This is a genomic window from Bacillus sp. SD127 (assembly GCF_058566445.1).
Map to the genome: position 1 here is coordinate 424,045 of NZ_CP191226.1, position 24,871 is coordinate 448,915.

At 45.4% G+C, this 24,871-nt stretch carries 24 protein-coding genes; 20 read left to right on the forward strand and 4 right to left on the reverse strand.

The window, feature by feature from the left end:
* The first annotated feature begins 7 nt into the window (after positions 1 to 7).
* The 6 genes from narJ (at position 8) to ACQVGS_RS02240 (ending at position 6,003) form a co-directional block, all read left to right on the forward strand.
* The gene (gene narJ / locus ACQVGS_RS02215; protein ID WP_106019727.1) at positions 8 to 562 is read left to right on the forward strand and encodes a nitrate reductase molybdenum cofactor assembly chaperone; all 555 of its coding nucleotides are present in this window, start codon (positions 8 to 10) and stop codon (positions 560 to 562) included.
* Positions 559 to 1,251, forward strand: a complete 693-nt coding sequence (gene narI / locus ACQVGS_RS02220) for a respiratory nitrate reductase subunit gamma (protein WP_101859809.1) — start codon at positions 559 to 561, stop codon at positions 1,249 to 1,251. The genes narJ and narI overlap by 4 nt, the downstream gene beginning before the upstream one ends.
* A gap of 165 nt (positions 1,252 to 1,416) precedes the next feature.
* A complete protein-coding gene (locus tag ACQVGS_RS02225) occupies positions 1,417 to 2,046 on the forward strand; it encodes a YitT family protein (protein ID WP_491830847.1) in 630 nt (209 codons plus the stop codon).
* A gap of 104 nt (positions 2,047 to 2,150) precedes the next feature.
* Complete coding sequence (cls, locus tag ACQVGS_RS02230) at positions 2,151 to 3,653, forward strand: cardiolipin synthase (RefSeq protein WP_263463466.1); 1,503 nt, start codon at positions 2,151 to 2,153, stop codon at positions 3,651 to 3,653.
* Positions 3,654 to 3,741: 88 nt separating this feature from the next.
* A complete protein-coding gene (locus tag ACQVGS_RS02235) occupies positions 3,742 to 5,469 on the forward strand; it encodes an ABC transporter ATP-binding protein (protein ID WP_095712801.1) in 1,728 nt (575 codons plus the stop codon).
* Between the two features lie 9 nt (positions 5,470 to 5,478).
* Positions 5,479 to 6,003: a dihydrofolate reductase family protein gene (locus tag ACQVGS_RS02240; RefSeq protein WP_106019724.1), complete on the forward strand. Its 525-nt coding sequence runs from the start codon at positions 5,479 to 5,481 to the stop codon at positions 6,001 to 6,003.
* A gap of 41 nt (positions 6,004 to 6,044) precedes the next feature.
* Here ACQVGS_RS02240 and ACQVGS_RS02245 read toward each other — a convergent pair whose 3' ends face one another.
* From ACQVGS_RS02245 to cls (ACQVGS_RS02255), 3 genes are all read right to left on the reverse strand, one after another.
* Positions 6,045 to 6,317 carry a hypothetical protein gene (locus ACQVGS_RS02245; protein ID WP_010332264.1) on the reverse strand — a complete coding sequence of 91 codons (273 nt, stop codon included), beginning with the start codon at positions 6,315 to 6,317 and terminating at the stop codon, positions 6,045 to 6,047.
* Positions 6,318 to 6,397: 80 nt separating this feature from the next.
* The gene (uvsE, locus tag ACQVGS_RS02250; RefSeq protein WP_095712803.1) at positions 6,398 to 7,360 is read right to left on the reverse strand and encodes a UV DNA damage repair endonuclease UvsE; all 963 of its coding nucleotides are present in this window, start codon (positions 7,358 to 7,360) and stop codon (positions 6,398 to 6,400) included.
* 12 nt (positions 7,361 to 7,372) lie between these two features.
* Positions 7,373 to 8,572, reverse strand: coding sequence for a cardiolipin synthase (gene cls / locus ACQVGS_RS02255; RefSeq protein ID WP_106019723.1), 1,200 nt, complete (start codon positions 8,570 to 8,572; stop codon positions 7,373 to 7,375).
* A 155-nt stretch (positions 8,573 to 8,727) separates the two neighbouring features.
* On the opposite strand from cls (ACQVGS_RS02255), the gene ACQVGS_RS02260 reads away from it, so the two are divergent.
* From ACQVGS_RS02260 to pyrG, 4 genes are all read left to right on the forward strand, one after another.
* Positions 8,728 to 10,845 (forward strand): heterodisulfide reductase-related iron-sulfur binding cluster, encoded by a 2,118-nt coding sequence (locus ACQVGS_RS02260; protein WP_106019722.1) that lies wholly within the window; start codon positions 8,728 to 8,730, stop codon positions 10,843 to 10,845.
* Positions 10,842 to 11,981 (forward strand): acyl-CoA dehydrogenase AcdA, encoded by a 1,140-nt coding sequence (gene acdA, locus ACQVGS_RS02265; protein WP_491830852.1) that lies wholly within the window; start codon positions 10,842 to 10,844, stop codon positions 11,979 to 11,981. Before ACQVGS_RS02260 ends, acdA begins: the two co-directional genes overlap by 4 nt.
* Before the next feature lie 182 nt (positions 11,982 to 12,163).
* Complete coding sequence (gene rpoE, locus ACQVGS_RS02270) at positions 12,164 to 12,697, forward strand: DNA-directed RNA polymerase subunit delta (RefSeq protein WP_188323345.1); 534 nt, start codon at positions 12,164 to 12,166, stop codon at positions 12,695 to 12,697.
* A gap of 243 nt (positions 12,698 to 12,940) precedes the next feature.
* Positions 12,941 to 14,548 carry a glutamine hydrolyzing CTP synthase gene (gene pyrG, locus ACQVGS_RS02275; RefSeq protein ID WP_095712807.1) on the forward strand — a complete coding sequence of 536 codons (1,608 nt, stop codon included), beginning with the start codon at positions 12,941 to 12,943 and terminating at the stop codon, positions 14,546 to 14,548.
* Between the two features lie 82 nt (positions 14,549 to 14,630).
* On the opposite strand, the gene ACQVGS_RS02280 is transcribed toward pyrG, so the two are convergent.
* Entirely contained in the window at positions 14,631 to 15,152 is a 522-nt protein-coding gene (locus ACQVGS_RS02280) for a DUF2529 domain-containing protein (protein WP_024123190.1), read from the reverse strand.
* A 165-nt stretch (positions 15,153 to 15,317) separates the two neighbouring features.
* On the opposite strand from ACQVGS_RS02280, the gene spo0F reads away from it, so the two are divergent.
* From spo0F to malS, 10 genes are all read left to right on the forward strand, one after another.
* Positions 15,318 to 15,692: a sporulation initiation phosphotransferase Spo0F gene (spo0F, locus tag ACQVGS_RS02285; RefSeq protein ID WP_003227621.1), complete on the forward strand. Its 375-nt coding sequence runs from the start codon at positions 15,318 to 15,320 to the stop codon at positions 15,690 to 15,692.
* Between the two features lie 180 nt (positions 15,693 to 15,872).
* Positions 15,873 to 16,730 carry a class II fructose-bisphosphate aldolase gene (locus ACQVGS_RS02290; protein ID WP_024123189.1) on the forward strand — a complete coding sequence of 286 codons (858 nt, stop codon included), beginning with the start codon at positions 15,873 to 15,875 and terminating at the stop codon, positions 16,728 to 16,730.
* A gap of 117 nt (positions 16,731 to 16,847) precedes the next feature.
* A complete protein-coding gene (gene fsa / locus ACQVGS_RS02295; RefSeq protein WP_024123188.1) occupies positions 16,848 to 17,486 on the forward strand; it encodes a fructose-6-phosphate aldolase in 639 nt (212 codons plus the stop codon).
* A gap of 376 nt (positions 17,487 to 17,862) precedes the next feature.
* On the forward strand, positions 17,863 to 19,152 hold the full coding sequence (gene murA, locus ACQVGS_RS02300; RefSeq protein WP_024123187.1) for a UDP-N-acetylglucosamine 1-carboxyvinyltransferase: 1,290 nt from the start codon (positions 17,863 to 17,865) through the stop codon (positions 19,150 to 19,152).
* A 31-nt stretch (positions 19,153 to 19,183) separates the two neighbouring features.
* The gene (gene glpX, locus ACQVGS_RS02305; protein WP_044159762.1) at positions 19,184 to 20,149 is read left to right on the forward strand and encodes a class II fructose-bisphosphatase; all 966 of its coding nucleotides are present in this window, start codon (positions 19,184 to 19,186) and stop codon (positions 20,147 to 20,149) included.
* Positions 20,150 to 20,363: 214 nt separating this feature from the next.
* Entirely contained in the window at positions 20,364 to 20,525 is a 162-nt protein-coding gene (locus tag ACQVGS_RS02310) for a hypothetical protein (protein WP_032731180.1), read from the forward strand.
* Positions 20,526 to 20,556: 31 nt separating this feature from the next.
* Positions 20,557 to 21,840, forward strand: coding sequence for a transcription termination factor Rho (gene rho / locus ACQVGS_RS02315; RefSeq protein ID WP_010332253.1), 1,284 nt, complete (start codon positions 20,557 to 20,559; stop codon positions 21,838 to 21,840).
* Positions 21,841 to 21,958: 118 nt separating this feature from the next.
* On the forward strand, positions 21,959 to 22,159 hold the full coding sequence (gene rpmE / locus ACQVGS_RS02320; RefSeq protein ID WP_003151132.1) for a 50S ribosomal protein L31: 201 nt from the start codon (positions 21,959 to 21,961) through the stop codon (positions 22,157 to 22,159).
* A gap of 89 nt (positions 22,160 to 22,248) precedes the next feature.
* Positions 22,249 to 22,836 (forward strand): thymidine kinase, encoded by a 588-nt coding sequence (locus tag ACQVGS_RS02325; RefSeq protein ID WP_024123184.1) that lies wholly within the window; start codon positions 22,249 to 22,251, stop codon positions 22,834 to 22,836.
* A gap of 288 nt (positions 22,837 to 23,124) precedes the next feature.
* On the forward strand, positions 23,125 to 24,822 hold the full coding sequence (gene malS, locus ACQVGS_RS02330; protein ID WP_024123183.1) for an oxaloacetate-decarboxylating malate dehydrogenase: 1,698 nt from the start codon (positions 23,125 to 23,127) through the stop codon (positions 24,820 to 24,822).
* Positions 24,823 to 24,871 lie beyond the last annotated feature (49 nt).

Consider the following 24,871-nt stretch of genomic DNA (forward strand, 5'->3'; position numbering starts at 1 on the left):
TAACACGATGAACACCACAGACCGGCAAATCACATTCTCGGCTCTTTCTTATCTTCTTTCGTATCCGGATGAAGAGTGGAGAGCGGAACATCCCGAATGGGAAAATCTGATCAATGAAATCGAAAATCAGCATATCCGGGAGAAACTGCTTCACTTTGTAAAGTCATCAGCATGTTTTTCCCAGCAGGCCCTGATTGAACATTATGTATACACGTTTGACTTCGGGAAAAAAACGAATATGTATGTCACCTACTTTAACTCAGGCGAGCAAAGGGAACGCGGCATTGAATTGCTGCAGTTAAAGAACACTTATGAGCAATCCGGTTTCCTCCCGACAGACAAAGAGCTTCCCGATTACCTGCCGCTTATGCTGGAATTCGCCGCCATTGCGGAGATGAAGGAAGCCAAGAGCATATTTGAGAAGTATCTGTCTAATTTGCGGGAGCTGACATCCCGTTTAGATCAAAACCAAAGTTTATATGCCGTACTGCTGGATGCACTGCTTACCGCGCTTGAGGAAATCGGCTTGTGTGAAAGCAGCGAAGGAGCTGTTCGGACATGAGCGGGCAGATCCTGTGGGTCATCATGCCGTATATGGTATTGACGATATTTATCGGCGGGCATATTTACCGCTATCAGCACGACCAGTTTGGCTGGACCGCCAAATCAAGCGAACTGTTAGAAAAGAAAAAGCTTGCGGCGGGCAGCACGCTCTTTCATTGGGGGATGCTGTTTGTTATCGGCGGACACGTTATGGGCATTCTCATCCCCGAAGGTGTATATCGTGCAATCGGCATCACAGAACACGTGTATCACAAAATGGCGATTGGCGTCGGCTTGCCGGCGGGAATTGCTGCAGTAATTGGACTTTTCATCCTGACATACAGAAGGCTGTTTGACAAAAGAATCCGCAAAACCAGCTCGCCCTCCGATTTTCTCACGCTGTTTTTGCTGCTGTTTGTGATGGTCTCGGGCGTTGCAGCCACATTTCTCAACGTTGATTCGAAAGGATTCGATTACCGGACAACCGTCGGGCCGTGGTTCAGGCAGATCTTTTTGTTGAGGCCGGACGCTTCTTTAATGGAGAGTGTTCCGCTATGGTTTAAGCTTCATATTCTCATGGGATACGTCATTTTTATCATGTGGCCATTTACGAGATTGGTTCACGTGTTCAGCCTGCCGCTCAAATACCTGACCCGCAGCTATGTCGTATATCGCAAGCGTTCGAAACGACACATACAGCATCCGTAAAACCATCCCCCTTTGCCAAAAAGGGGGATTTCTCATCTTCTCTTCACATTATAGGAAAAAATAAAAACCTAAGATATTTTCTTACAAGACAATTGCTTGGCGGCAAGGAATACTGATATTTTTGTATTTGGAAATAACAATATGTTCGAAAAAGGAGAGTGAAGAATGAAACGGATGTTCCTCATTTTAACTGCCTGCCTCATCACTAGCGCTGGGGTCCTGACTCTCAGACGTTCTCATGTATTAACCGGCGGCACAGCCGGCCTTTCTCTAAGCTTGACGTACGTGTTTCATTCCTCGTTTGCTATTATCTTCTTTCTGATTAATATCCCGTTTTATGTCTTTTCTTTTATCAGAATGGGTGCCAGCTTCACTTTATCCACCATATTTGCAGTAACAGCACTGACTTTTTTTACAAGCGTCGATCACTGGCTTCCGCCCGTCTCTTTTTCCCCGTTTGCCGGCGCGATTTGCGGCGGAGCATTGATCGGGTTCGGCCTGTCGCTCATGTTTTATCATCAGGCATCCCTTGGCGGCGCCAATATTCTCGCTTTATTTATGCAAAAGCGATACGGGTGGAATCCGGGAACGGTTAATTTCGCCTTCGATTTCGCCGTTGTGCTGGCCGGCATTTTTTCCGTCGGTTTGCAAAAAGGCCTCTGCTCCATCCTGTCCATTGCCATCACGGGATTGGCTGTCGGCTTCTTTAAGCATAAAATCAAAAGCAGCTACTCGCTGAAGCCAGATTTGCTCAAGAACTTTACTTCCGGCCAATCACAGGAAGCCTCCTCGTAAGCCTTTCCGCCCCGTGCGCGGAGAGGCTTTTTTCATAGAAAGGTTTAAAGGTTAGAAATAAGAGGAAATACGAAGGTAATCGGATCGGATTGGAGAGGAGACAAATGCTGAAAAGGAGACTGGAGTTTTTCTTTTTATATATCATGCTCATCGGGGCATACGTCATATGGGTTTTTCCGGTTTCCAGGCTTGAGTTTTACGGAGGATTGCTTTGCTATGCCGGCATTATTTTGTTCAGCATTTATTCGTTAATCCTTGAAAATCGAACGTCACAGCACACGCTGTTATGGATACATATTCTAGTCTTTTTTCCGATCGCGGGCTACATGTTTTATCTGTTTTCCGGACAGCTGTATGTAAAAGGAAAGCTGTTTAAAACAAAACGAATGTACAACAGGGAGAAGCTTCGAAAGCAGTTTGACATGGAGGAAACGCCTGAAGTGACCGGATTGAAGGACAATCAAGAAAGGTTTTTTACCTATTCCATCAGGGCTTCACATATGAATATCAACACGAAAAGCAGGGTGAAGGTTTTGAAAAACGGGGAAGAAACCTTTCCTGATATTTTCAAAGCAATGCGGAAAGCGGAATCTTATCTGCATATCGAATACTACATGTTCAAATCGGACATGCTTGGGCGCGGCATGATGGAGATTATGATGGAAAAGGCGCGTCAGGGTGTCGAGGTGCGGTTTTTATATGACGCTGCGGGCAGCATCAAATTGGCAGGAAGAGATATTATGAAAATGAAAAAAGCGGGCGTGGACATCGTTCCTTTTTCTCCGCTGAAATACGGGTTCTTCAATCAGAAATTGAATTTTCGAAATCACCGTAAAATCGTGATCATAGACGGGAAAGTCGGTTTTGTCGGCGGATTGAATGTCGGGAAGGAATATATCAGCCGAGACCCGATTATCGGTTTTTGGAGAGACACTCATCTGCGGCTGGAAGGAGAAATTGTGCAAACGCTTCACGCCATCTTTATGCTGGATTGGGAATATGTCTCTAATGAAGTGTTAATTGATCAAAAAGACTACAATACGCCAGTCCCCGTGGAGGGAGGAGGCATTTATCAAATTGTCGCGACAGGGCCTGACATGAAGGAAAGCATGAGTGACCTCTACTATGAAATGATTTCTACAGCGCAGAAATCTGTGTGGATCGCCACGCCTTATTTTGTCCCGAATGAATCCATCCGCACGGCTTTGAAAGCCGCCGCGACAAAAGGGGTTCAGGTGCGGATTATGGTGCCGGAGACGAATGACAGCTTTTTAACGCAATACGCGTCGAGATCGTATTTCCCTGAGCTGCTTCTAGAAGGGATTGAGGTGTATTCCTATCAAAAAGGCTTCATGCACCAAAAAGTGATAATCATTGACGGCGATCTCGCCTCAGTCGGAACCGCAAACATGGATATGCGCAGCTTTCAGCTCAATTTTGAAGTGAACGTTTTTTTCACGGATGCCGAAGCGATCCGCACCTTGGAAGACCATTTCGAAGAGGATATGCTGGAAAGTGAGAAGCTTAGCCCTGTCGGCTTTTATAAAAGAGGAATGGCCGACCGGACAAAGGAATCAGTTGCCCGTCTCTTTTCAAGTGTTCTGTAAGAAAAAAGAAATACTGTCTTTCAAAACAGCCAGTGTATAGTATAATTGAGAAATCTTATCAGTTATTAATGCATTGGGGGAAGATAGGGTGCTGCGGCAATTTTTTGCGTATTATAAACCATATAAAACATTGTTCTTTCTCGACTTTTTCTCGGCGATCGCAGGAGGCTTAATGGAGCTGAGTTTTCCTTTAATCGTCAATTATTTTATTGATACCTTGCTTCCGGGGAGAGACTGGGGCCTGATCATCGCGACCTCAATCGGATTGTTCGCGGTTTACGCGCTCAGCTCGGCTCTTCAATATGTCGTCACGTATTGGGGGCATATGCTCGGAATCAATATTGAAACCGATATGAGAAAGTCGCTATTTGACCATCTGCAAAAGCTGTCCTTCAAATTTTACGACAACAACAAGACGGGAACGTTAATGTCGAAGCTGACGAACGACTTAATGTACATCGGCGAAGTCGCCCATCACGGTCCAGAAGATTTGTTCATCGCCATTATGACGATTCTCGGGGCGTTCGGGGTTATGCTGTTTATCAACTGGCAGCTGGCATTGCTGACGTTTATTATCATGCCGATTGTCATTTGGCTTGCGCTTTACTTCAACAAAAAAATGACCAAAGCGTTTACGACGCTGAACAAGGATATCGGAGACTTCAGTGCGCGGGTAGAAAATAATATCGGCGGCATCCGGCTCGTTCAGGCGTTCGGCAATGAATCGTTTGAAAAAGAGCGCTTTGCTGTCAACAATCAGCGATTCCGCATCACTAAGCTGTCGTCATATAAAATCATGGCGAAAAACGGCTCCATCAGCTATATGCTGACACGGTTTGTTACGCTGTTTGTCCTCTTGTGCGGTACGTGGTTTGTCATCCGAGGCTCCTTGTCATACGGAGAATTTGTGGCGTTTGTGCTATTAACGAATGTCCTGTTTCGGCCGATTGACAAAATTAACGCCATTATTGAAATGTATCCGCGGGGAATTGCCGGCTTTAAAAGCTACATGGAACTGATGGAGACGGAGCCGGATATTCAGGATTCTCCTGAGGCGAGAGACGTTTCCGGACTGAAAGGTGATATCCGCTATCAGCATGTTTCGTTTGGCTATGATGAGAATCAACATGTCCTTCATGACATTAACCTGACCATTCGGGCGGGGGAAACGGTAGCGTTTGTCGGTCCGTCCGGAGCGGGGAAATCAACACTTTGCAGTCTGCTTCCGCGCTTTTATGAAGCGTCAGAAGGCGACATTACCATTGACGGCATCAGCACTAAAGACATGACGCTGTCTTCCTTGCGCGGGCAGATTGGCGTTGTGCAGCAGGATGTTTTCTTATTCTCGGGCACACTGAGAGAGAATATTGCATATGGCCGTTTGGATGCATCGGAAGAGGAAATCTGGCAGGCTGTGAAGCAGGCTCACTTGGAAGAACTCGTCAATAACATGCCGGATGGATTGGACACTGTCATCGGAGAACGCGGCGTAAAACTTTCCGGCGGGCAAAAGCAGCGCCTTTCAATTGCGAGGATGTTCTTGAAAAATCCATCTATCCTGATTCTGGACGAGGCAACTTCCGCCCTTGATACGGAAACAGAAGCGGCGATCCAAAAGGCGCTTCAAGAATTGTCGGAGGGGCGCACGACGCTGGTGATCGCCCACAGACTGGCGACGATCAAACACGCGGACAGAATTGTCGTCGTGACAAAAAACGGTATCGAGGAACAAGGGCGGCATCAGGAACTGATCGAAGCCGGCGGTATTTACAGCAGACTGCATCATGCACAGTTCGGAGAGATGGTGCAGCAATAGGAGGAGAGTATGGATAGAAAAAATGTGCTGTACATAGCTGTTTCGTTAGACGGGATGATCGCGAGAGAGGATGGGAGCGTCGACTGGCTGGATGAATTTGAAGGCGAGGGTGATAACGGGTACAGTGAATTTTATCAGACTGTTGATACCGTCATTTTAGGGCGGAGCACATACGAACACATCAAAATTCTCACACCCGATTTTCCGTATCAGGATAAAACATGCTACGTGTTTACAGAAACGCCCGACAGCTATCATGATAAACACGTGATGTTTATCGATGAAGACATCAAAGCGTTCACCGGCCGCTTAAAACAGCAAAAAGGCTTAAATATCTGGATCGCGGGCGGGGCAGAGCTGGTGAATACTTTTATGAAAGAGGACGCCATCGACGAATACATCATCACTGTCATCCCGGTTGTATTGGGGAGCGGCATTCCGCTGTTTCATGAACAAAATACCGAAACAAAGCTGCGTTTAACCGATATGAAACGATTTGGACAGGCGGCGCAGCTGCATTATAAACGAGCATAAGAAAAAGGATAGACATCACTGTCTATCCTTTTTTATGTAAGTTAGAGCGCTTCTCTCTCAGCGGGCTCAATCATATTCTGAAACTTTTCAACCAGCTGAGACGCTTTTGTTCCTTCAACCACAATCAGATATTCTTTTTCATTATGAGCCATACGGAACGTTTCCAGCTCGATTAAGCTTTTGATTTTGCACATCGTTTTCTTTGAGTAAATATAAACCTCGTGGCTTCCGGAATGGCACATTTTATATAGGTGAATCAAATTTCTTAAAGTAAATGCCTGTGCGGCTACTTTTAGAGACTTGATGTTTTTCATGTTCTTTCTCCTCCATTGATTCTTGTCTTATATAGCGTATGTTCCCAATGTGTACAAACTGTAAACCTGTTTTTGCACACTTATGATTTCCATTGCAGAGTGCCGCCGCCAATCCGTTTCACGCCGCGGATTGAGCTCAATTCATCCATCAGCCGGAGAAGCGCCTTGTCCTTCTGTTTCGCCTCGATCATAAAATCAATATTGGTTCCCCATTGCCTGAAGCGCTCCAAAAGCGGCAGCAAGAAGTTGGCGTCTACATATTCCGCATGGCTGCGCACCGCTTGCTCCGATTTTGGAGAGGAAAGATGGACCTTCGGCTGCAATCCGATCCGCTGCCATGTGTTGATCATCCGGGGCAGTGCTTCATTCAGGTCTGCATGATCATCCGAGTTTGCGTAAAAATGATGAAAATCAAAGACAAACGGAACATTCTCTTGTTCACAGACCTGAAGCGTCTCTTCCGTGGTGTACGTTTTATCGTCATTTTCCAGCGTCATCCGCTGTTTGATCTCTTTCGGAAGCATTTTCATGTTTTGATGAAATTGTTTCAGAGCGTTTTCTTTGTTTCCGTAAGCGCCGCCGATATGGATGTTGATAACTGAGCGGTCTGCAATCCCCATCGCTTCAAGCATGCGGTAGTGATAAGCCATATCGGTTACTGCATTTGCTGTAATGGATTCTTTAGGGCTAGTAAACAGGGTAAACTGGTTAGGATGAAAGCTTGTGCGCAGATTGTATTTTTTCACGAGCTCTCCAATCTCACGGAACTCCTTGCGAAACGGCGTCACAAAGTCCCACATCACGTCAGGATGAGTGGCCAGCGGCACAATTGAGCTGGAAAAACGGTACAATGGAATATCGTGGCCGATGATATAGTGAAGGGTTCTCATGGTATTGCGCAAGTTGGCTTTCGTCACAGCCAAAAGGGCTTCTTTTCTCTCATCCTCGGGCAGCTTTGAATAACGGGCGAATGTCAGTGTTTTGGCGGGAGACGCATCCCAAAGGCTCATCGCATTTGAGACGAACCCGAATCTGAAAATCATAGGAACTCTCCTTTATAAAAAATAAGATAATGCTTTACCGAGCCATTCCGCTGGTCGCTGCCTGAACGTGCGCTTTTTGAAATTTTCTTTTGTCAGCAGCTCCGACTTTTTAATATCCTCTTCAATCGTGGCATAGACTTCTTTTGTAAATGCAACATCATCAATTTCAACGTTTACCTCTTCATTTAAAAACAGGCTGCGCTGATCAAAATTGGCTGTGCCGATGATGCTGAAGTGATCGTCAATGATCAAGGCTTTCACATGATAAAACCCTTGGTAAAAACGGTAGATGAGACAGCCGGCATCCAGCAGGTCCGAATAATATGTAAAAGCAGCTTCTCTGACCAGCGGGTGATCTGATTTCATCGGCACAATCAATGTAACGTCTACACCGTTTTTTCTTGCTTTGACCAAGGCCTGCTGAAGCGGTTTAGTCGGAATATAATATGGCGTGCAAATCGTAATGCGCTCTTTCGCCTGTGAGATATTTGCCAAATACGTTTTTTCAAGAGAATAGCCGTCAGTCGCATAAATCTTATGAGGGATATTCCCTTGGGGAAGCTCAGGCCAAACATCCGGACCCAGTTCGGCTGATCCGGTATTTCGTTTCAGGTCGGCTGTAAAAAGTGTTTGAAGATCTCGGACACCTTCTCCCGTCATACGCAGATGATAATCCTCCCAATTGCCGAACTTCGCCTTCTTCCCAAGGTATTCCTCACCAATGTTAAACCCGCCGACATAGCCGACTTTTCCATCCATCACAGCAATTTTCCGGTGATTTCGTTTTTGTATATGAAAAAAGAAATAAGGGAAACGGGGCCGGTTCAGAAAATGAACGTGAACGCCGGCGTTTTTCATTGTCTCCAGCGCCGGTTTTTTAATTTTTTGGCTGCCCGACCAATCCAGAAGCAAATAAACCGATACGCCGGCCTGGGCTTTTGTTTTCAGCAGTGTGAACATATTGTGGCTGACCTCATCGTTTTTCATAATGAAAAACATCACGTGAACGGAAGAGACAGCATCGCGTATATCTTCCATCATTCGTTCAACAAGATCAGCGCCGCAGTGAATCAATTCGATATCACTTTTCTTTTTTGAAAAAACAGGCTCGTACGCTTTCTTTCGGTATGCGGCGCGGCCCATAAAGATATCCAGCAGGATTAAAGCCAATAGTATGATGACAATGATGAGAATCACGAAAAATACCTTCATCCCGGCACTCCTTTCCGTAGTTGTAGGTAGTGTGCCCGAACAGCAGGAATTTAATTATTGACTGAACACTCATTCATTATTTATCATAAAGATAATCTTATACAGATTTTGGGGCAGGGGATCACGGTCTTCATCAGTAAAAAGGGGGAATTGGAATGAGCGGCTTTCTCATTGTCAATGCATTATTATTTCTGATTGTAACCGCTTACGCTGTTTATTTGTTTGTCTATTTGGTCAAAACAAGGCTTGCTTACATCAGGCTCGGCCAAAAGGAACAGTTCGATAAACGGATCAAGGAACGGCTTCAGGCCATATGGGTGAATGTATTCGGGCAGAAAAAACTGCTCAAGGATAAGAAAAGCGGCATCATTCACGTCATGTTTTTCTACGGCTTTATATTGGTTCAGTTCGGAGCGATTGACTTTATCATCAAAGGGCTGGTCCCGGATCGAAATCTGCCGCTTGGCCCGATCTATCCCGCCTTCACTTTTTTTCAGGAAATCGTTACGTTTCTGATCTTAATTGCCGTTGGCTGGGCATTTTACAGACGCTATATCGAAAAGCTCGTCAGGCTGAAACGAGGCTTTAAATCTGGACTTGTTCTCATTTTTATCGGCGGTTTAATGCTGACGGTTTTACTGGGGAACGCAATGAATCTGATCTGGCATGATCACGGGCTTTCTTGGAGCGAGCCGATCGCTTCAGGCATCGCGTTTTTGCTTGGGGGCGTCGGGGAGACGGGCGCCGCGGTGATTTTCTATATCGCATGGTGGGTGCATCTGCTGTTTTTACTGAGCTTTTTAGTGTATGTGCCGCAGTCAAAGCACGCTCATTTAATTGCCGGTCCTGCCAACGTCTTTTTCAACAGGCTTGAAGCGCCCGGAAAGCTCGAAAAAATTGATTTCACAGACGAAACGAAAGAAAGCTACGGAGCGGGAAAAATTGAGGATTTCAGGCAGTCCCAGTTGATTGATCTGTATGCGTGTGTCGAGTGCGGCCGCTGCACCAATATGTGCCCTGCGACTGGCACCGGAAAAATGCTGTCGCCGATGGATTTAATTTTACGCCTCAGGGACCACCTCACAGAAAAAGGCGCTGCCGTCACTTCGCGCTCGCCATGGGTGCCGGCTGCAGCATTCCGGCATACGAAAGGGAACCAGCTGGCTGCGGCTGCCTCAGGGAGCGGATCACAGGAAGCCGCCGCCGCGCTTGATTACAGTCCGAGCTTAATCGGCGATGTCATTACCGAAGAAGAAATTTGGGCCTGCACCACTTGCCGGAACTGTGAAGATCAGTGCCCCGTCATGAACGAGCATGTTGATAAAATCATTGACCTTCGCCGCTATCTCGTGCTGACTGAAGGAAAAATGGACAGTGACGCACAGCGGGCGATGACGAGTATTGAGCGGCAGGGAAATCCGTGGGGCCTCAACCGCAAGGAACGTGAAAATTGGCGCGACGCAGCCCCAGATGCCGATATTCCGACAGTAAAAGAATTAAAAAAAGAGGAAAAAGAATTCGAATATCTTTTCTGGGTCGGTTCCATGGGTTCATACGACAACAGAAGCCAAAAGATCGCCATCTCCTTTGCAAGACTGCTGAACCAAGCAGGTGTGACCTTTGGGATCCTCGGCAACAAAGAAAAAAATTCAGGGGACACCCCGCGCCGCCTCGGAAATGAGTTTTTATTTCAAGAACTGGCCGAAAAGAATATTTCGGAATTTGAAAAAAATAATGTGAAAAAAATCGTTACGATTGATCCGCACGCATACAATTTATTTAAAAACGAATATCCTGATTTCGGCTTTGAAGGCGAAGTGTATCATCATACGGAAGTGCTGGCCGATCTTGTGAAGAGCGGGAAATTAAAACCGCAGCACCCAGTTCATGAAACGATCACCTTCCACGACTCGTGCTACTTGGGACGGTACAACGAAGTCTATGATCCGCCGAGAGAGATTTTAAAAGCCATTCCGGGTGTGCGGCTTATTGAAATGGAGAGAAACCGGGAAACCGGCATGTGCTGCGGAGCTGGCGGAGGCTTGATGTGGATGGAGGAAGAGTCAGGCAACAGGATTAATGTCGCCAGAACAGAGCAAGCGCTGGCAGTCAATCCGTCGGTAATCAGCTCCGGCTGTCCGTACTGCCTCACGATGCTTGGGGACGGCACGAAGGCAAAAGAAGCGGAAGATCGTGTCAAAACGTATGACGTCGCGGAGCTTCTGGCTCAATCTGTCTTGGGCGCTGATATGACAATGGGGGAAAAGCGATGAATTTTTCATTAACAGAAGAACACGAAATGATTCGGAAATTGGTTCGTGATTTTGCCAAGCATGAGGTTGCACCGACAGCGGCAGAACGTGACGAACAAGAACGATTCGATCGTGACCTGTTTCGGGAAATGGCGGATTTAGGATTAACAGGGATTCCGTGGCCTGAAGCTTACGGCGGAATCGGAAGTGACTACCTGGCTTATGTCATAGCGGTGGAGGAACTGTCAAAAGTCTGCGCCTCCACCGGCGTGACGCTTTCGGCGCATATCTCGCTTTGCGGCTGGCCGCTGTTTGCATTTGGCACAGAAGAACAAAAGGCAGCGTACTTAACACAGCTGGCCCTTGGGCAGAAAATCGGGGCTTTCGCTTTGACTGAAGCAGGCTCCGGTTCAGACGCCGGCGGGATGAAAACAACCGCTGAGCGAATCGGTGATGACTATGTATTAAACGGATCAAAAGTGTTTATCACAAATGGCGGCGCCGCTGATATTTATATTGTGTTTGCAGTCACTGACGCTGAGAAAAAGAAAAAAGGCATTTCCGCTTTTATTGTAGAAAAGGATTTCGAAGGATTTTTGACAGGCAAGAAAGAAAAGAAACTAGGCATCCGTTCTTCTCCGACAACAGAGATCATCTTTGAAGACTGTGTCGTTCCCGCAGAAAATCGTCTCGGTGAAGAAGGAGAAGGCTTCAAAATCGCGATGAAGACGCTTGACGGAGGAAGAAACGGCATTGCGGCACAGGCTGTTGGCATCGCTCAGGGAGCGCTTGATGCGGCGCTTCAATACGCAAAAGAAAGAAAACAGTTCGGCAAATCGATTGCCGAGCAGCAGGGCATAGCTTTTAAACTTGCAGATATGGCGACAATGATAGAAGCTTCAAGGCTACTGACCTACCAGGCGGCATGGCTGGAGTCGTCAGGCCTTCCGTATGGAAAAGCCTCCGCTATGTCCATACTGCTGGCAGGGGATACGGCGATGAAGGTGACGACCGAAGCTGTGCAGATTTTCGGCGGCTACGGCTATACGAAGGATTATCCGGTTGAACGCTATATGCGCGACGCGAAAATTACGCAAATCTACGAAGGTACCCAAGAAATTCAAAGGCTGGTTATCTCCAGAATGCTCGCAGAATAAGGCAAAACATCTATCAGTCGGATCACTCTTGTAAAATTATTTAAATTAACGCTGTTAAGGGTAGCATATTCTGTTTTATTTTGTTTATAATGAGAGGTATGGTTTGTATAAGAACGATACAATATCGCTTTCATTATTGATAAAACAGATACATATAAGTAATAGAAAGGGAGTGTCCGACCTTGGGTATCAAACAATATTCACAGGAACAGCTAAAGGAAATGGCTTTAGTTGAAATCGCTCACGAATTATTTGAAGATCATAAAAAACCAGTTCCTTTTCAGGAGCTTTTAAATGAAATTGCATCATTGCTCGGCGTGAAAAAAGAAGAGCTTGGAGACCGCATCGCACAATTTTATACAGATTTAAATATTGACGGCCGTTTCTTGGCGCTCTCTGACCAGACTTGGGGCCTTCGCAGCTGGTATCCGTACGATCAGCTTGATGAAGAAACACAGCCGACAGTTAAGGCGAAAAAGAAAAAAGCGAAAAAAGCTGTTGAAGAAGATCTTGATCTTGATGAATTTGAAGAGGTTGACGAAGACGAGCTCGATTTGGCTGAGGTTGAGGAAGAGCTTGATCTCGATGCTGATGAGTTTGACGATATCGATGAAGATGACGACGAAGACGAGCTCGAAATTGATGATGATCTCATTGATGACGATGAAGAAGAAGATGAAGATGACTATGATGAAGGCGATGAGGATAAAAAATAGTAAAAGAATTTCATCCTCAAATCGATCTTGACTTTCATAGTCGAACTATGTAGTATGTATTTTGGGCTCTTCAAAAACGAAGAGAGAACATAGAACGTTATGCTCCCTTTCAAGAAATTGAAAGGGAGCTTTCTTATTTTCACCCCTCATTTTTCTTATAAATCATTTAAAAGGCTAAATGATTTCCTATAAAACGGTACATTTTAAGAAATGTAGCTTAGAGCGAAGAGAGGAGCAAACGAAATGACGAAATATATTTTTGTAACCGGGGGAGTCGTATCCTCACTTGGAAAGGGTATTGTAGCAGCTTCATTAGGGCGTTTGCTGAAAAACCGCGGACTGAACGTCACAATTCAAAAATTCGATCCATACATCAACGTCGATCCGGGAACAATGAGCCCTTACCAGCACGGTGAAGTATTCGTAACAGATGACGGTGCTGAAACAGACTTAGACCTGGGCCACTATGAGCGTTTTATCGACATCAACCTGAATAAATTCAGCAACGTAACAACAGGTAAAATCTATTCAACAGTTCTTAAAAAAGAACGACGCGGCGATTACCTCGGCGGAACAGTGCAGGTTATTCCGCACATCACAAATGAATTGAAAGACCGCGTATACCGCGCGGGTAAAGAAACAAACGCGGATGTCGTGATTACAGAAATCGGCGGTACTGTCGGAGACATCGAATCCCTGCCATTCCTTGAAGCGATCCGCCAAATGAAGAGTGACATCGGCCGTGAAAACGTGATGTACATCCACTGTACACTTGTGCCTTACATTAAAGCTGCCGGCGAACTGAAAACAAAACCGACACAGCACAGCGTAAAAGAATTAAGAAGCCTGGGCATTCAGCCAAACATTATCGTTGTTCGTACAGAAATGCCGATTTCTCAAGATATGAAGGACAAAATCGCATTATTCTGCGACATCGATACAAAAGCGGTTATTGAATGTGAAGATGCGGACAACCTCTATTCCATTCCGCTTGAGCTTCAAAAACAAGGACTTGATAAGCTTGTTTGCCAGCACATGCAGCTGGAATGCAAAGAAGCGGAAATGTCCGAGTGGAAAGAGCTTGTGAACAAGGTCAGCAACCTGTCTCAAACGACCACAATCGGACTTGTCGGAAAATATGTTGAGCTTCCTGACGCTTACATCTCTGTCGTTGAATCACTTCGCCACGCGGGCTACGCGTTTGACACAGATGTAAAAGTGAAGTGGATTAACGCTGAGGAAGTAACAGAAAGCAACATCGGAGAGCTTACTAGCGGCACAGACGGTATTATCGTACCGGGCGGCTTCGGTGACCGCGGTGTTGAAGGTAAAATCATTGCGACAAAACATGCGCGCGAAAACAAGATACCGTTCTTGGGCATTTGCTTAGGCATGCAGGTTGCATCTATTGAGTATGCCCGAAACGTATTAGGCTTAAAAGGCGCTCACTCTGCGGAAATTGATCCGTCAACTCAATACCCGATCATCGACCTTCTTCCTGAACAGAAGGATGTTGAAGATCTTGGAGGAACACTTCGTCTCGGCCTTTACCCTTGTAAGCTTGAAGAGGGCACGAAAGCATTTGAAGTGTATCAGGATGAAGTGGTATACGAGCGTCACCGCCACCGTTATGAATTCAACAACGAATTCAGACAGCAAATGGAAGACCAAGGCTTCGTATTCTCAGGCACCAGCCCGGACGGACGCCTTGTTGAAATTATCGAGCTGAAAGACCATCCTTGGTTCGTGGCTTCTCAGTTCCATCCAGAGTTCAAGTCAAGACCGACAAGACCTCAGCCATTATTCAAAGGCTTTATCGGAGCGTCTGTTGAAGCTGCAAATCAGAAGTAATAAAAAAAGACTTGCCGTTTGTCAAAAGCGGACAAGTCTTTTTTATTTGTTTCCGGCAAGATACAGCATGTACAATAAGTGATTATGCATACTCTTGCAGAATTTCTTTTAATGTAAATGATAGAGCATGGTAGACATACAATGCTGTCATTAATGAAGGGAAGCCGTAACGGGTGCCGTCTTCATCGGGAACGAGCGGCATTTTCAGCTTCGAATCAATATGCACATCGCAATATTGTTCGATTCCGGCGCTGTCTTTGGCTGCCGGCGATACGCAAACGACTCCCGCGCCTTTTTCATAAAGCTCTTTCGCGAGCGCCTGTTCTTCATCTGTACCTGTCCCTGAGCAAAACATCAGCACCCTGTCGCTTTCTGTCACTTCATCCGCGTTGGCGGGAAACGCTTTGACGGAAGGAAGCGGCTCTTTGCTTTCGGTAGCCTCATATAAGACGCCCTGAAGCTCATTTGCCCCGTATATATATATGGAATGCCCGCTGACCACCGCTTGAGCAAGCAATCGCGCCCCATCTTCAATCGCGTCAGATTCCTTATCCTGAATGCGGGAAAAAATACCTGTTAACTGTGTCGTAAATATTTTCAACATAAGTGAATCCTCCTTTATAACGTACAATAACAGTATACAACAAAAGAGAAAATGCTCAGAAAATGTCGTAAAGTAGACTATTATAATTAAAGGAAATAGGAAAATCAAACAGAATACATAAACTACTGCTTACTTTTGACGAAAATCATAATATTGGGGTGTAAAATGATGAATGAAAAAATTTTAATCGTTGATGATCAATACGGAATACGTATTTTGCTTAACGAAGTGTTCAATAAAGAGGGCTATCAGACATTTCAGGCTGCGAACGGCCTTCAAGCGCTTGATATTGTGACAAAAGAACGTCCGGACCTTGTCCTTCTGGATATGAAAATTCCCGGCATGGACGGAATCGAAATCTTAAAACGGATGAAAGTCATTGATGAAAACATCCGCGTGATCATCATGACGGCTTACGGAGAACTCGATATGATCCAGGAATCAAAGGAACTGGGCGCATTGACACACTTTGCGAAGCCGTTTGACATCGACGAAATCAGAGACGCCGTCAAAAAATATCTGCCCCTGAAGTCTAACTGACAAAAAGAAGAAACAATTGAATGAGCTCATTGTGTTGCCGATTTGTCGAAAAGTTGGTATTCTAGTTATGGAGAAAAAGCGATCTGAGTATTTACATATGACAGCAAATTATGGGTCATGCTAGGGTGGAAAGCTTTTTTCGCTAGAAGACAATCAGGCTACATAAGGAGGACATTCGACATGCCTTTAGTTTCAATGACGGAAATGTTGAATACAGCTAAAGAAAAAGGTTATGCTGTAGGACAATTTAACTTAAACAACCTTGAGTTTACTCAAGCGATTTTACAAGCAGCTGAAGAAGAAAAATCTCCAGTGATCCTTGGTGTTTCCGAAGGTGCGGGACGCTACATGGGCGGCTTCAAAACAGTCGTAGCTATGGTAAAAGCACTAATGGAAGAGTACAAAGTGACAGTTCCTGTTGCGATCCACTTAGACCACGGTTCAAGCTTTGAATCTTGTGCGAAAGCGATTCATGCAGGTTTCACATCTGTAATGATCGACGCTTCTCACCATCCATTTGAAGAAAACGTAGCAACAACTTCTAAAGTTGTTGAGCTTGCTCATTTCCACGGTGTATCTGTAGAAGCTGAGCTAGGAACAGTCGGCGGACAAGAGGACGACGTTATCGCTGAAGGCGTAATCTACGCTGATCCTAAAGAGTGCCAAGAGCTTGTTGAGCGCACTGGCATCGACTGCCTTGCACCTGCATTAGGTTCTGTTCACGGCCCTTACAAAGGTGAGCCAAACCTTGGCTTCAAAGAAATGGAAGAGATCGGAAATTCAACTGGTCTTCCGCTCGTTCTTCACGGCGGTACTGGAATTCCGACTGCTGACATCAAAAAATCAATCTCACTTGGTACAGCTAAAATCAACGTAAATACTGAAAACCAAATTTCTTCTGCAAAAGCTGTTCGCGAAACGTTGGCAGCTAAGCCTGACGAGTACGATCCTCGTAAATACCTTGGACCTGCTCGCGAAGCGATTAAAGAAACTGTTATCGGTAAAATGCGTGAATTTGGTTCTTCAAACCAAGCTTAATTCAATTGGAACTTTTTATAGCCGCCTGACAGCTTGACAGGCGGTTTTCCGTCTATCTTTAGAAAGCGCAATCATATTCACAGTTCTGAAAATTCTTACTCAGGGAGGCTTTTGTAAATGTTATTTTTTATTGATACAGCCAATATCGATGAGATTAAAGAAGCGTATGAATTAGGAGTTCTTGCCGGTGTAACAACGAATCCTAGTTTAGTAGCAAAAGAAGCTAACGTATCATTCCATGACCGCCTTCGTGAAATCACAGAAGTCGTTCCGGGCTCTGTAAGCGCGGAGGTTATTTCTCTGAAAGCTGAGGAAATGATCGAGGAAGGAAAAGAACTGGCGAAAATCGCTCCGAACATCACGGTGAAAATCCCGATGACGGCTGACGGTTTAAAAGCCGTAAAAGCACTTACTGACTTAAACATCAAAACAAATGTCACATTGATCTTCAATGCGAACCAAGCGCTTCTTGCTGCAAGAGCGGGCGCTACATATGTATCTCCATTCTTAGGCCGCTTAGATGATATCGGCCATAACGGGCTTGACCTGATTTCAGAAGTCAAGCAGATTTTTGATATCCACGGGCTTGATACGCAAATCATTGCGGCGTCAATCCGCCATCCTCAGCATGTAACTGAAGCTGCATTAAGAGGGGCTCATATCGGCACAATGCCGCTTAAAGTCATTTATCAGCTGACAAAGCACCCGTTAACAGACAAAGGAATCGAACAATTCCTGGCAGACTGGAACAAGTAATTCAAGCGGCGGCAAACAGAGTGTAGTGTCTGTTTGCCGCGGCCTTTGCTTTTCACCGTCCTGATCCAGCGGACCTTCAGATGCACGCCGCTTACAGAGAAGGAATCATTGGGCTGCAGAAGCTGATATCGGAATGAGGGTTGCGTGCTGCTTTTGCCGGATGACGAAGATGTCTCTTTAGCCGGCGGGTCTCTGTCGATTTTTTGAAACCTATGCCCCCGCAAAGCTTCGCTATTTTCTTCCTGATATTTTACAATGTGTTGTATTCTTTCTCTTCGAATTGGCTAGATTTTGGACATGAGCTTTATTTGCAGAGACAGAATAAAATGCCATTTTATTTAGCTCCGCAGCTATCTTCTTATGGAAGGAGACTATCATGGAAAAGTTGAATATTGCCGGCGGTGACTCGTTAAACGGTACAGTACACATCAGCGGCGCTAAAAACAGTGCTGTTGCATTAATACCAGCAACCATTTTGGCAAATTCCGAGGTGACAATAGAAGGGCTTCCTGAGATTTCAGATATTGAAACGCTGCGTGACCTGTTACAGGAAATCGGCGGTAATGTGCATTTTGAGAATGGGGATATGATTGTAGACCCCACATCAATGATCAGCATGCCGCTTCCTAACGGAAAAGTGAAAAAACTGCGCGCGTCGTATTATTTAATGGGGGCGATGCTCGGCCGCTTTAAACAGGCCGTCATCGGATTGCCTGGCGGCTGCCACTTGGGCCCCCGTCCGATTGACCAGCACATCAAGGGCTTCGAAGCGCTCGGAGCTGAAGTGACCAATGAACAGGGCGCGATTTATTTGCGCGCTGAAAGGCTGAGAGGCGCACGTATTTATTTAGATGTCGTAAGCGTCGGGGCAACGATTAACATTATGCTTGCGGCTGTTTTGGCAGAAGGGAAAACCATCATCGAAAACGCTGCGAAAGAGCCGGAGATTATTGATGTCGCGACACTGCTCACAAGCATGGGCGCAAAAATCAAAGGCGCTGGAACCAACGTAATCCGAATCGATGGCGTAAAGGAACTGCACGGCTGCAAACATACGATCATCCCGGACAGAATTGAGGCCGGAACATTTATGATTGCCGGTGCTGCGATGGGCAAAGAGGTCATCATCGATAATGTAATCCCGACACACCTTGAGTCCTTAACAGCAAAGCTGAGAGAAATGGGCTTTCACATTGAGACGAGCGACGACCAGCTGCTTATTGTCGGCGGGCAGAAAAACCTAAAGCCGGTTGATGTAAAAACCCTAGTATACCCGGGCTTTCCGACTGATTTGCAGCAGCCGATGACAGCGCTTTTGACGAGAGCAAAAGGGACAAGCGTCGTGACTGACACCATCTATTCGGCGAGATTCAAGCATATTGATGAGCTGAGACGAATGGGCGCTAATATGAAGGTAGAGGGCAGATCTGCAATCATAACGGGACCTGTCGACCTTCAAGGCGCTAAGGTCAAGGCGAGCGATCTGCGGGCCGGAGCCTGTTTAGTGGTTGCCGGGCTGATGGCCGACGGCGTCACGGAAATTACAGGTCTGGAGCATATTGATCGCGGATACAGCAGCCTTGAGAAAAAACTCGAGGGTCTGGGAGCCACAATCTGGCGCGAGAGAATGACTGATGAAGAGATAGAACAGCTGCAAAATTCTTAATTGGTTATTTGCGAGAGGAGATCGTGTTGAGATGGAAAGAAGTTTATCAATGGAATTGGTTCGTGTGACTGAAGCTGCGGCATTAGCATCTGCAAGATGGATGGGCCGGGGAAAAAAAGACGAGGCTGATGAAGCAGCAACAAGCGCAATGAGAGACGTTTTTGATACAGTTCCGATGAAAGGAACTGTTGTGATCGGAGAAGGTGAAATGGACGAAGCGCCGATGCTTTATATCGGGGAAAAACTCGGAAACGGGTACGGTCCGCGTGTCGATGTCGCCGTTGATCCTCTCGAAGGCACAAACATTTTGGCAAGCGGCGGCTGGAATGCGCTGACGGTTATTGCAGTTGCGGACCACGGCACGCTTTTAAACGCTCCAGATATGTATATGCAGAAAATCGCAGTCGGTCCGGAAGCAGTGGGCTGCATTGATATTGAAGCTCCAGTCATTGATAACCTTAAAGCGGTAGCAAAAGCGAAAAACAAAGACGTCGAGGACGTCGTTGCCACCATTTTAAACCGTGATAGACACGAAAAAATCATTTCCGAGCTTCGCGAGGCCGGCGCCAGAATCAAACTGATCAATGACGGGGATGTCGCAGGCGCCATCAACACGGCTTTCGACCACACAGGCGTAGACATCCTGTTCGGATCAGGCGGAGCTCCTGAAGGCGTCCTATCTGCTGTAGCGTTAAAAGCGCTGGGCGGAGAAATTATCGGTAAACTTCTTCCGCAAAGCGAGGAAGAAATCATACGCTGCAACAAAATGGGCCTTGATTTAAGCAAAGTGCTGCGTATGGAAGACCTTGTGAGAGGCGATGACGCGATTTTTGCGGCTACCGGCGTAACTGACGGCGAGCTGTTAAAAGGCGTTCAATTCAAAGGGTCTGTCGGCACGACTGAAAGCTTGGTCATCCGTGCGAAGTCAGGAACTGTCCGTTTCGTTGACGGCAGACACAGCCTGAAGAAAAAACCAAATCTCGTAATCCGTCCATAACAAAGAGAAAAAGCGGGTGTTGACCCGCTTTTCTTTTGCAAAAAAGAGACAACCCTATCAATTGCGTGTCAAAACCTTATTTCAGTTGAATAATTGTTTGAAATAAGGTAAAAATAAAGAGTGCTGCGATTTTTAACTGCGTAATTCCTTCTTTTAAGCACTAGGAAAGTTTCAATTTCTACCGCATACAGACGATATAAGTATTGATCTTCTCATGTTTTTGTCCTCGCTTCCTTCAAAACTCATTAAGACAATCCTTTTAACAAAAGCGCCGATCATGGGTGGAAGTGTTACCGATAGAAGTTCCTTTATGTTAAAAAAAGAATGTGCTTTGGCGGATGTTGTGCAAAAGCAGCAGATTACATGTGTAAAGTAAGATATTGACTATGAAAAGCGTGGTGTTTTTTATGAAAGACGTATCTATTTCCTCTTTGGAAAATATGAAATTGAAAGAGCTATATGAACTTGCAAGACATTATAAAATCTCCTACTACAGCAAACTGACAAAAAAAGAGCTGATTTTCGCCATTCTGAAAGCGAATGCAGAGCAGGAAGATCTTCTGTTTATGGAAGGTGTTCTTGAGATCATCCAATCAGAGGGATTTGGCTTCCTGAGACCGATCAACTATTCTCCAAGCTCTGAAGACATTTACATCTCAGCTTCACAAATCCGCCGTTTCGATTTACGGAACGGAGACAAAGTATCAGGCAAGGTTCGCCCGCCAAAAGAAAACGAGCGCTATTATGGACTTTTGCACGTTGAAGCGGTAAATGGAGATGATCCGGAATCGGCAAAAGAGCGTGTTCACTTCCCAGCCCTTACTCCGCTTTATCCAGACCGCCATATGGTGCTCGAGACAAAACCGAATTTCTTGTCTACAAGAATTATGGACATGATGGCGCCGGTAGGCTTTGGCCAGCGCGGTTTGATTGTTGCGCCGCCGAAAGCCGGGAAAACGATGCTGCTGAAGGAAATCGCCAACAGCATTACAGCGAACCAGCCTGAAGCAGAGCTGATTGTGCTGTTGATCGACGAAAGACCGGAAGAGGTTACAGACATTGAGCGTTCTGTTGCTGGGGATGTCGTCAGCTCAACGTTTGATGAAGTGCCGGAAAACCATATCAAAGTAGCCGAGCTTGTGCTTGAACGCGCTATGCGCCTCGTTGAACATAAGAAAGACGTCATTATCCTGATGGACAGTATCACACGTCTGGCCCGCGCCTACAACTTAGTGATTCCGCCGAGCGGAAGAACACTTTCCGGAGGGATTGACCCGGCAGCGTTCCACCGTCCGAAGCGTTTCTTCGGGGCGGCGAGAAATATCGAAGAGGGCGGAAGCTTAACGATCCTCGCCACTGCTCTTGTTGATACAGGATCCCGTATGGATGATGTAATCTATGAAGAATTCAAAGGAACGGGCAACATGGAGCTTCATCTTGACCGCTCTCTGGCAGAACGCCGCATCTTCCCTGCCATCGATATTCGCCGTTCTGGAACGCGTAAGGAAGAGCTGCTTGTGCCTAAAGAGCATCTTGACCGTTTATGGTCTATCCGCAAAACGATGTCAGATTCGCCTGATTTCGCGGAAAAATTCATGAGAAAAATGAAAAAGACCAAAACAAACCAGGAATTTTTCGATATTCTCAATCAAGAATGGAAACAGGCAAATCTATCATCAGCCAGACGATAAAATCTATTTGCAAAAGAAGTAAATCACTGATATAATTTTCTTATATGCGTTTCGGACAATGCTCCGAAATAATAACTCTGTTTCCACACGGGATTCAGGGCGGAAGGAGATGGATACAATGAAAGCAGGAATTCATCCTAATTTCAAAAAAGCAACAGTTAAATGCGCTTGCGGAAATGAATTTGAAACAGGCTCAGTAAAAGAAGAGGTACGCGTTGAGATTTGCTCTGAATGCCACCCATTCTACACTGGCCGTCAAAAATTCGCTTCTGCTGATGGTCGTGTTGATCGCTTTAATAAAAAATACGGTCTTAAGTAATAATAGATTTCTCAACAGGCAAGAAGCACTTCTTGCCTGTTTTTTATATTGTCAAAAACACAGCTGGCAGAGAGAGGGGAGCAGAGCCAATGTACATAATGAAGCAAAGCGGGTGGCTGGAGCTGATTTGCGGCAGCATGTTCTCGGGAAAATCTGAAGAGCTGATCAGAAGAGTAAAGAGAGCAACTTATGCCAAGCAGGAGGTCAGGGTCTTTAAACCTGTGATTGACAATCGATACAGCGAGGATGCTGTTGTTTCCCATAATGGAACATCTATGACGAGCTATGCCATTTCTTCGGCTGAGGACATTTGGAATCATATCAGTGAGAGCACGGATGTGATTGCAGTGGACGAGGTTCAATTCTTCGATCGGTCAATCATTGGTGTTTTATCGTCTCTTGCCGATAAAGGCTACCGTGTGATCGCAGCGGGCCTTGATATGGATTTCAGAGGAGAGCCGTTCGGCGTTGTGCCGGATATTATGGCCATCGCTGAAAGTGTGACGAAGCTGCAGGCCGTCTGTTCCGTCTGCGGATCACCGGCAAGCAGAACACAGCGGCTCATTGACGGAAAGCCGGCTTCTTATGATGATCCGGTCATTCTGGTGGGTGCGTCCGAATCCTATGAAGCAAGATGCAGACATCATCACGAAGTCCCGGGAAAATCTAAAAACTAATACAAAACATGGGTAAAAAGATAGAAAGCACCGGCCGAAAAGCTGGTGTTTTTTTATATATTCTGATAACAATCAATTAAAAAATTTAATTAAGTGTATTAAAAAATTAAGTAATTTTCTTCCCTTGAATTTTGATTTTGACAGGCATAAAATAACTAACGTAATGTAAATAGTTTTGAGACATTGTTCGAATAATTGTCACAAAGTCGCATAAAGATCATGATCGGTTATTTTTAGATGAGTTATTACTTAACTTGGTTAACTATTTCAAGAAAGAAGGAGATTTGCTTGAATAACATTAAAAAAACTAAGGAAGGCCATTTAGAAACAACATTAAGAGGAAAAGAAGTTTTATCTATTCCTACTTTAAATAAAGGTGTTGCTTTTACATTAGAAGAAAGACAAGAACTTGGCTTAGAAGGACTTCTTCCGCCAACTGTACTTTCTCTTGATCAACAAGCAAAACGCGCATACGAGCAATTTAAAGCTCAGCCAGACCGCCTTCGTCAAAATGTTTACTTAAATGATCTTGCTAACCGCAATGAAGTTCTTTTCTATAAATTGCTGCAAAATCACCTTCGTGAAATGCTTCCTGTTGTGTACACACCAACAGTTGGTGAAGCAATTCAAGAATACAGCCATGAATACAGAAGACCTCAAGGTATCTACTTGTCAATCGACAACATTGACGGTATTGAAAAGGCTTTTGAAAACCTTCATGCGACAGCAGGCGATATTGATCTTATCGTTGCAACTGACTCTGAAAGTATCCTTGGTATCGGTGACTGGGGAGTAGGCGGTATTAATATCGCTATCGGTAAATTGGCTGTTTACACTGCTGCAGCTGGTATTGACCCTAGCCGTGTTATTCCTGTAGTGCTTGATGTCGGTACAAACAACGAAAAACTTTTAAATGATCCTTTATACATTGGTAACCACCATGAACGTATCTCTGATGAACGTTACGAAGAATTCGTTGATGCGTATGTAAAAGCTGCGCTTAAATTCTTCCCTAAAGCGCTTCTTCACTGGGAAGACTTTGGTAACAAAAACGCGCGCAATATCATGAAAAAATACAACAACGAAATCCTGACATTCAACGATGATATTCAAGGTACAGGCGCAATTACACTTGCTGGTGTGCTTGCTGCTATGAAGAAAACAGGCGCATCTATTAAAGATCAGCGTGTAGTTGTCTTCGGTGCAGGTTCAGCTGGTATCGGTATTGCTGACCAAATCCGTGACACAATGGTGCTTGCTGGATTATCTGAAGAAGAAGCAAACAAAGCGTTCTTCACACTTGATTACAGAGGCCTGTTAACAGACGATATGGAAGGCATCCTTGATTTCCAAAAACCTTACCTTCGCAGTGCAGCAGAAGTGAAAGACTGGAAACGTGATGAAAAAGGCCAAATTTCATTCGATGAAGTGGTTCGCCAAGCAAAACCAACGATCTTAATCGGTACTTCAGGGGTTTCAGGAGCGTTCACAGAGGAAATTGTGAAAGAGATGGCATCTCACGTAGACCGTCCGGTGATCATGCCGATGTCTAACCCGACTCACCTTGCAGAAGCTGTTCCTGAAGATCTGTTCAAATGGACTGACGGAAAAGTGCTTGTAGCAACAGGAAGCCCATTTGACAATGTCGAGTACAATGGCGTTTCTTATGAAATCGGACAATCTAACAACGCATTCGCATTCCCTGGTCTTGGCCTTGGTTCAATCGTAGCTGAAGCGCGTGTTATTACGCCTGCTATGTTTGCTGCAACAGCTGATGCGATTGCTGAAATGGTTGATTTTGAAACACCTGGAGCTGGATTGCTTCCAAGCATCGACAAGCTTCAAGAAGTATCTATTCAAGTTGCCATTGCTGTAGCTGAAGCAGCGATCAAAGACGGCGTAGCAAATCGTCAGCCTGAAGATGTAAAACAAGCTGTTCTTGATGCAATGTGGACACCTGAATACAAAAAAGTCATCGCAAAATAATTGAGCGTGTAATTTTTCTGTCCGAGGGAAAGCTTTGAATAAAGCTAAA

What these genes read in the sequence shown, in the direction of transcription:
- narJ (WP_106019727.1), top strand. Translation starts at nt 8, where the DNA reads ATGAACACCACAGACCGGCAAATCACATTCTCGGCTCTTTCTTATCTT.
- narI (WP_101859809.1), top strand. Translation starts at nt 559, where the DNA reads ATGAGCGGGCAGATCCTGTGGGTCATCATGCCGTATATGGTATTGACG.
- ACQVGS_RS02225 (WP_491830847.1), top strand. Translation starts at nt 1,417, where the DNA reads ATGAAACGGATGTTCCTCATTTTAACTGCCTGCCTCATCACTAGCGCT.
- cls (WP_263463466.1), top strand. Translation starts at nt 2,151, where the DNA reads ATGCTGAAAAGGAGACTGGAGTTTTTCTTTTTATATATCATGCTCATC.
- ACQVGS_RS02240 (WP_106019724.1), top strand. Translation starts at nt 5,479, where the DNA reads ATGGATAGAAAAAATGTGCTGTACATAGCTGTTTCGTTAGACGGGATG.
- ACQVGS_RS02245 (WP_010332264.1), bottom strand. Translation starts at nt 6,317, where the DNA reads ATGAAAAACATCAAGTCTCTAAAAGTAGCCGCACAGGCATTTACTTTA.
- uvsE (WP_095712803.1), bottom strand. Translation starts at nt 7,360, where the DNA reads ATGATTTTCAGATTCGGGTTCGTCTCAAATGCGATGAGCCTTTGGGAT.
- cls (WP_106019723.1), bottom strand. Translation starts at nt 8,572, where the DNA reads ATGAAGGTATTTTTCGTGATTCTCATCATTGTCATCATACTATTGGCT.
- ACQVGS_RS02260 (WP_106019722.1), top strand. Translation starts at nt 8,728, where the DNA reads ATGAGCGGCTTTCTCATTGTCAATGCATTATTATTTCTGATTGTAACC.
- acdA (WP_491830852.1), top strand. Translation starts at nt 10,842, where the DNA reads ATGAATTTTTCATTAACAGAAGAACACGAAATGATTCGGAAATTGGTT.
- pyrG (WP_095712807.1), top strand. Translation starts at nt 12,941, where the DNA reads ATGACGAAATATATTTTTGTAACCGGGGGAGTCGTATCCTCACTTGGA.
- ACQVGS_RS02280 (WP_024123190.1), bottom strand. Translation starts at nt 15,152, where the DNA reads ATGTTGAAAATATTTACGACACAGTTAACAGGTATTTTTTCCCGCATT.
- spo0F (WP_003227621.1), top strand. Translation starts at nt 15,318, where the DNA reads ATGATGAATGAAAAAATTTTAATCGTTGATGATCAATACGGAATACGT.
- ACQVGS_RS02290 (WP_024123189.1), top strand. Translation starts at nt 15,873, where the DNA reads ATGCCTTTAGTTTCAATGACGGAAATGTTGAATACAGCTAAAGAAAAA.
- fsa (WP_024123188.1), top strand. Translation starts at nt 16,848, where the DNA reads ATGTTATTTTTTATTGATACAGCCAATATCGATGAGATTAAAGAAGCG.
- murA (WP_024123187.1), top strand. Translation starts at nt 17,863, where the DNA reads ATGGAAAAGTTGAATATTGCCGGCGGTGACTCGTTAAACGGTACAGTA.
- glpX (WP_044159762.1), top strand. Translation starts at nt 19,184, where the DNA reads ATGGAAAGAAGTTTATCAATGGAATTGGTTCGTGTGACTGAAGCTGCG.
- ACQVGS_RS02310 (WP_032731180.1), top strand. Translation starts at nt 20,364, where the DNA reads ATGTTTTTGTCCTCGCTTCCTTCAAAACTCATTAAGACAATCCTTTTA.
- rho (WP_010332253.1), top strand. Translation starts at nt 20,557, where the DNA reads ATGAAAGACGTATCTATTTCCTCTTTGGAAAATATGAAATTGAAAGAG.
- rpmE (WP_003151132.1), top strand. Translation starts at nt 21,959, where the DNA reads ATGAAAGCAGGAATTCATCCTAATTTCAAAAAAGCAACAGTTAAATGC.
- ACQVGS_RS02325 (WP_024123184.1), top strand. Translation starts at nt 22,249, where the DNA reads ATGTACATAATGAAGCAAAGCGGGTGGCTGGAGCTGATTTGCGGCAGC.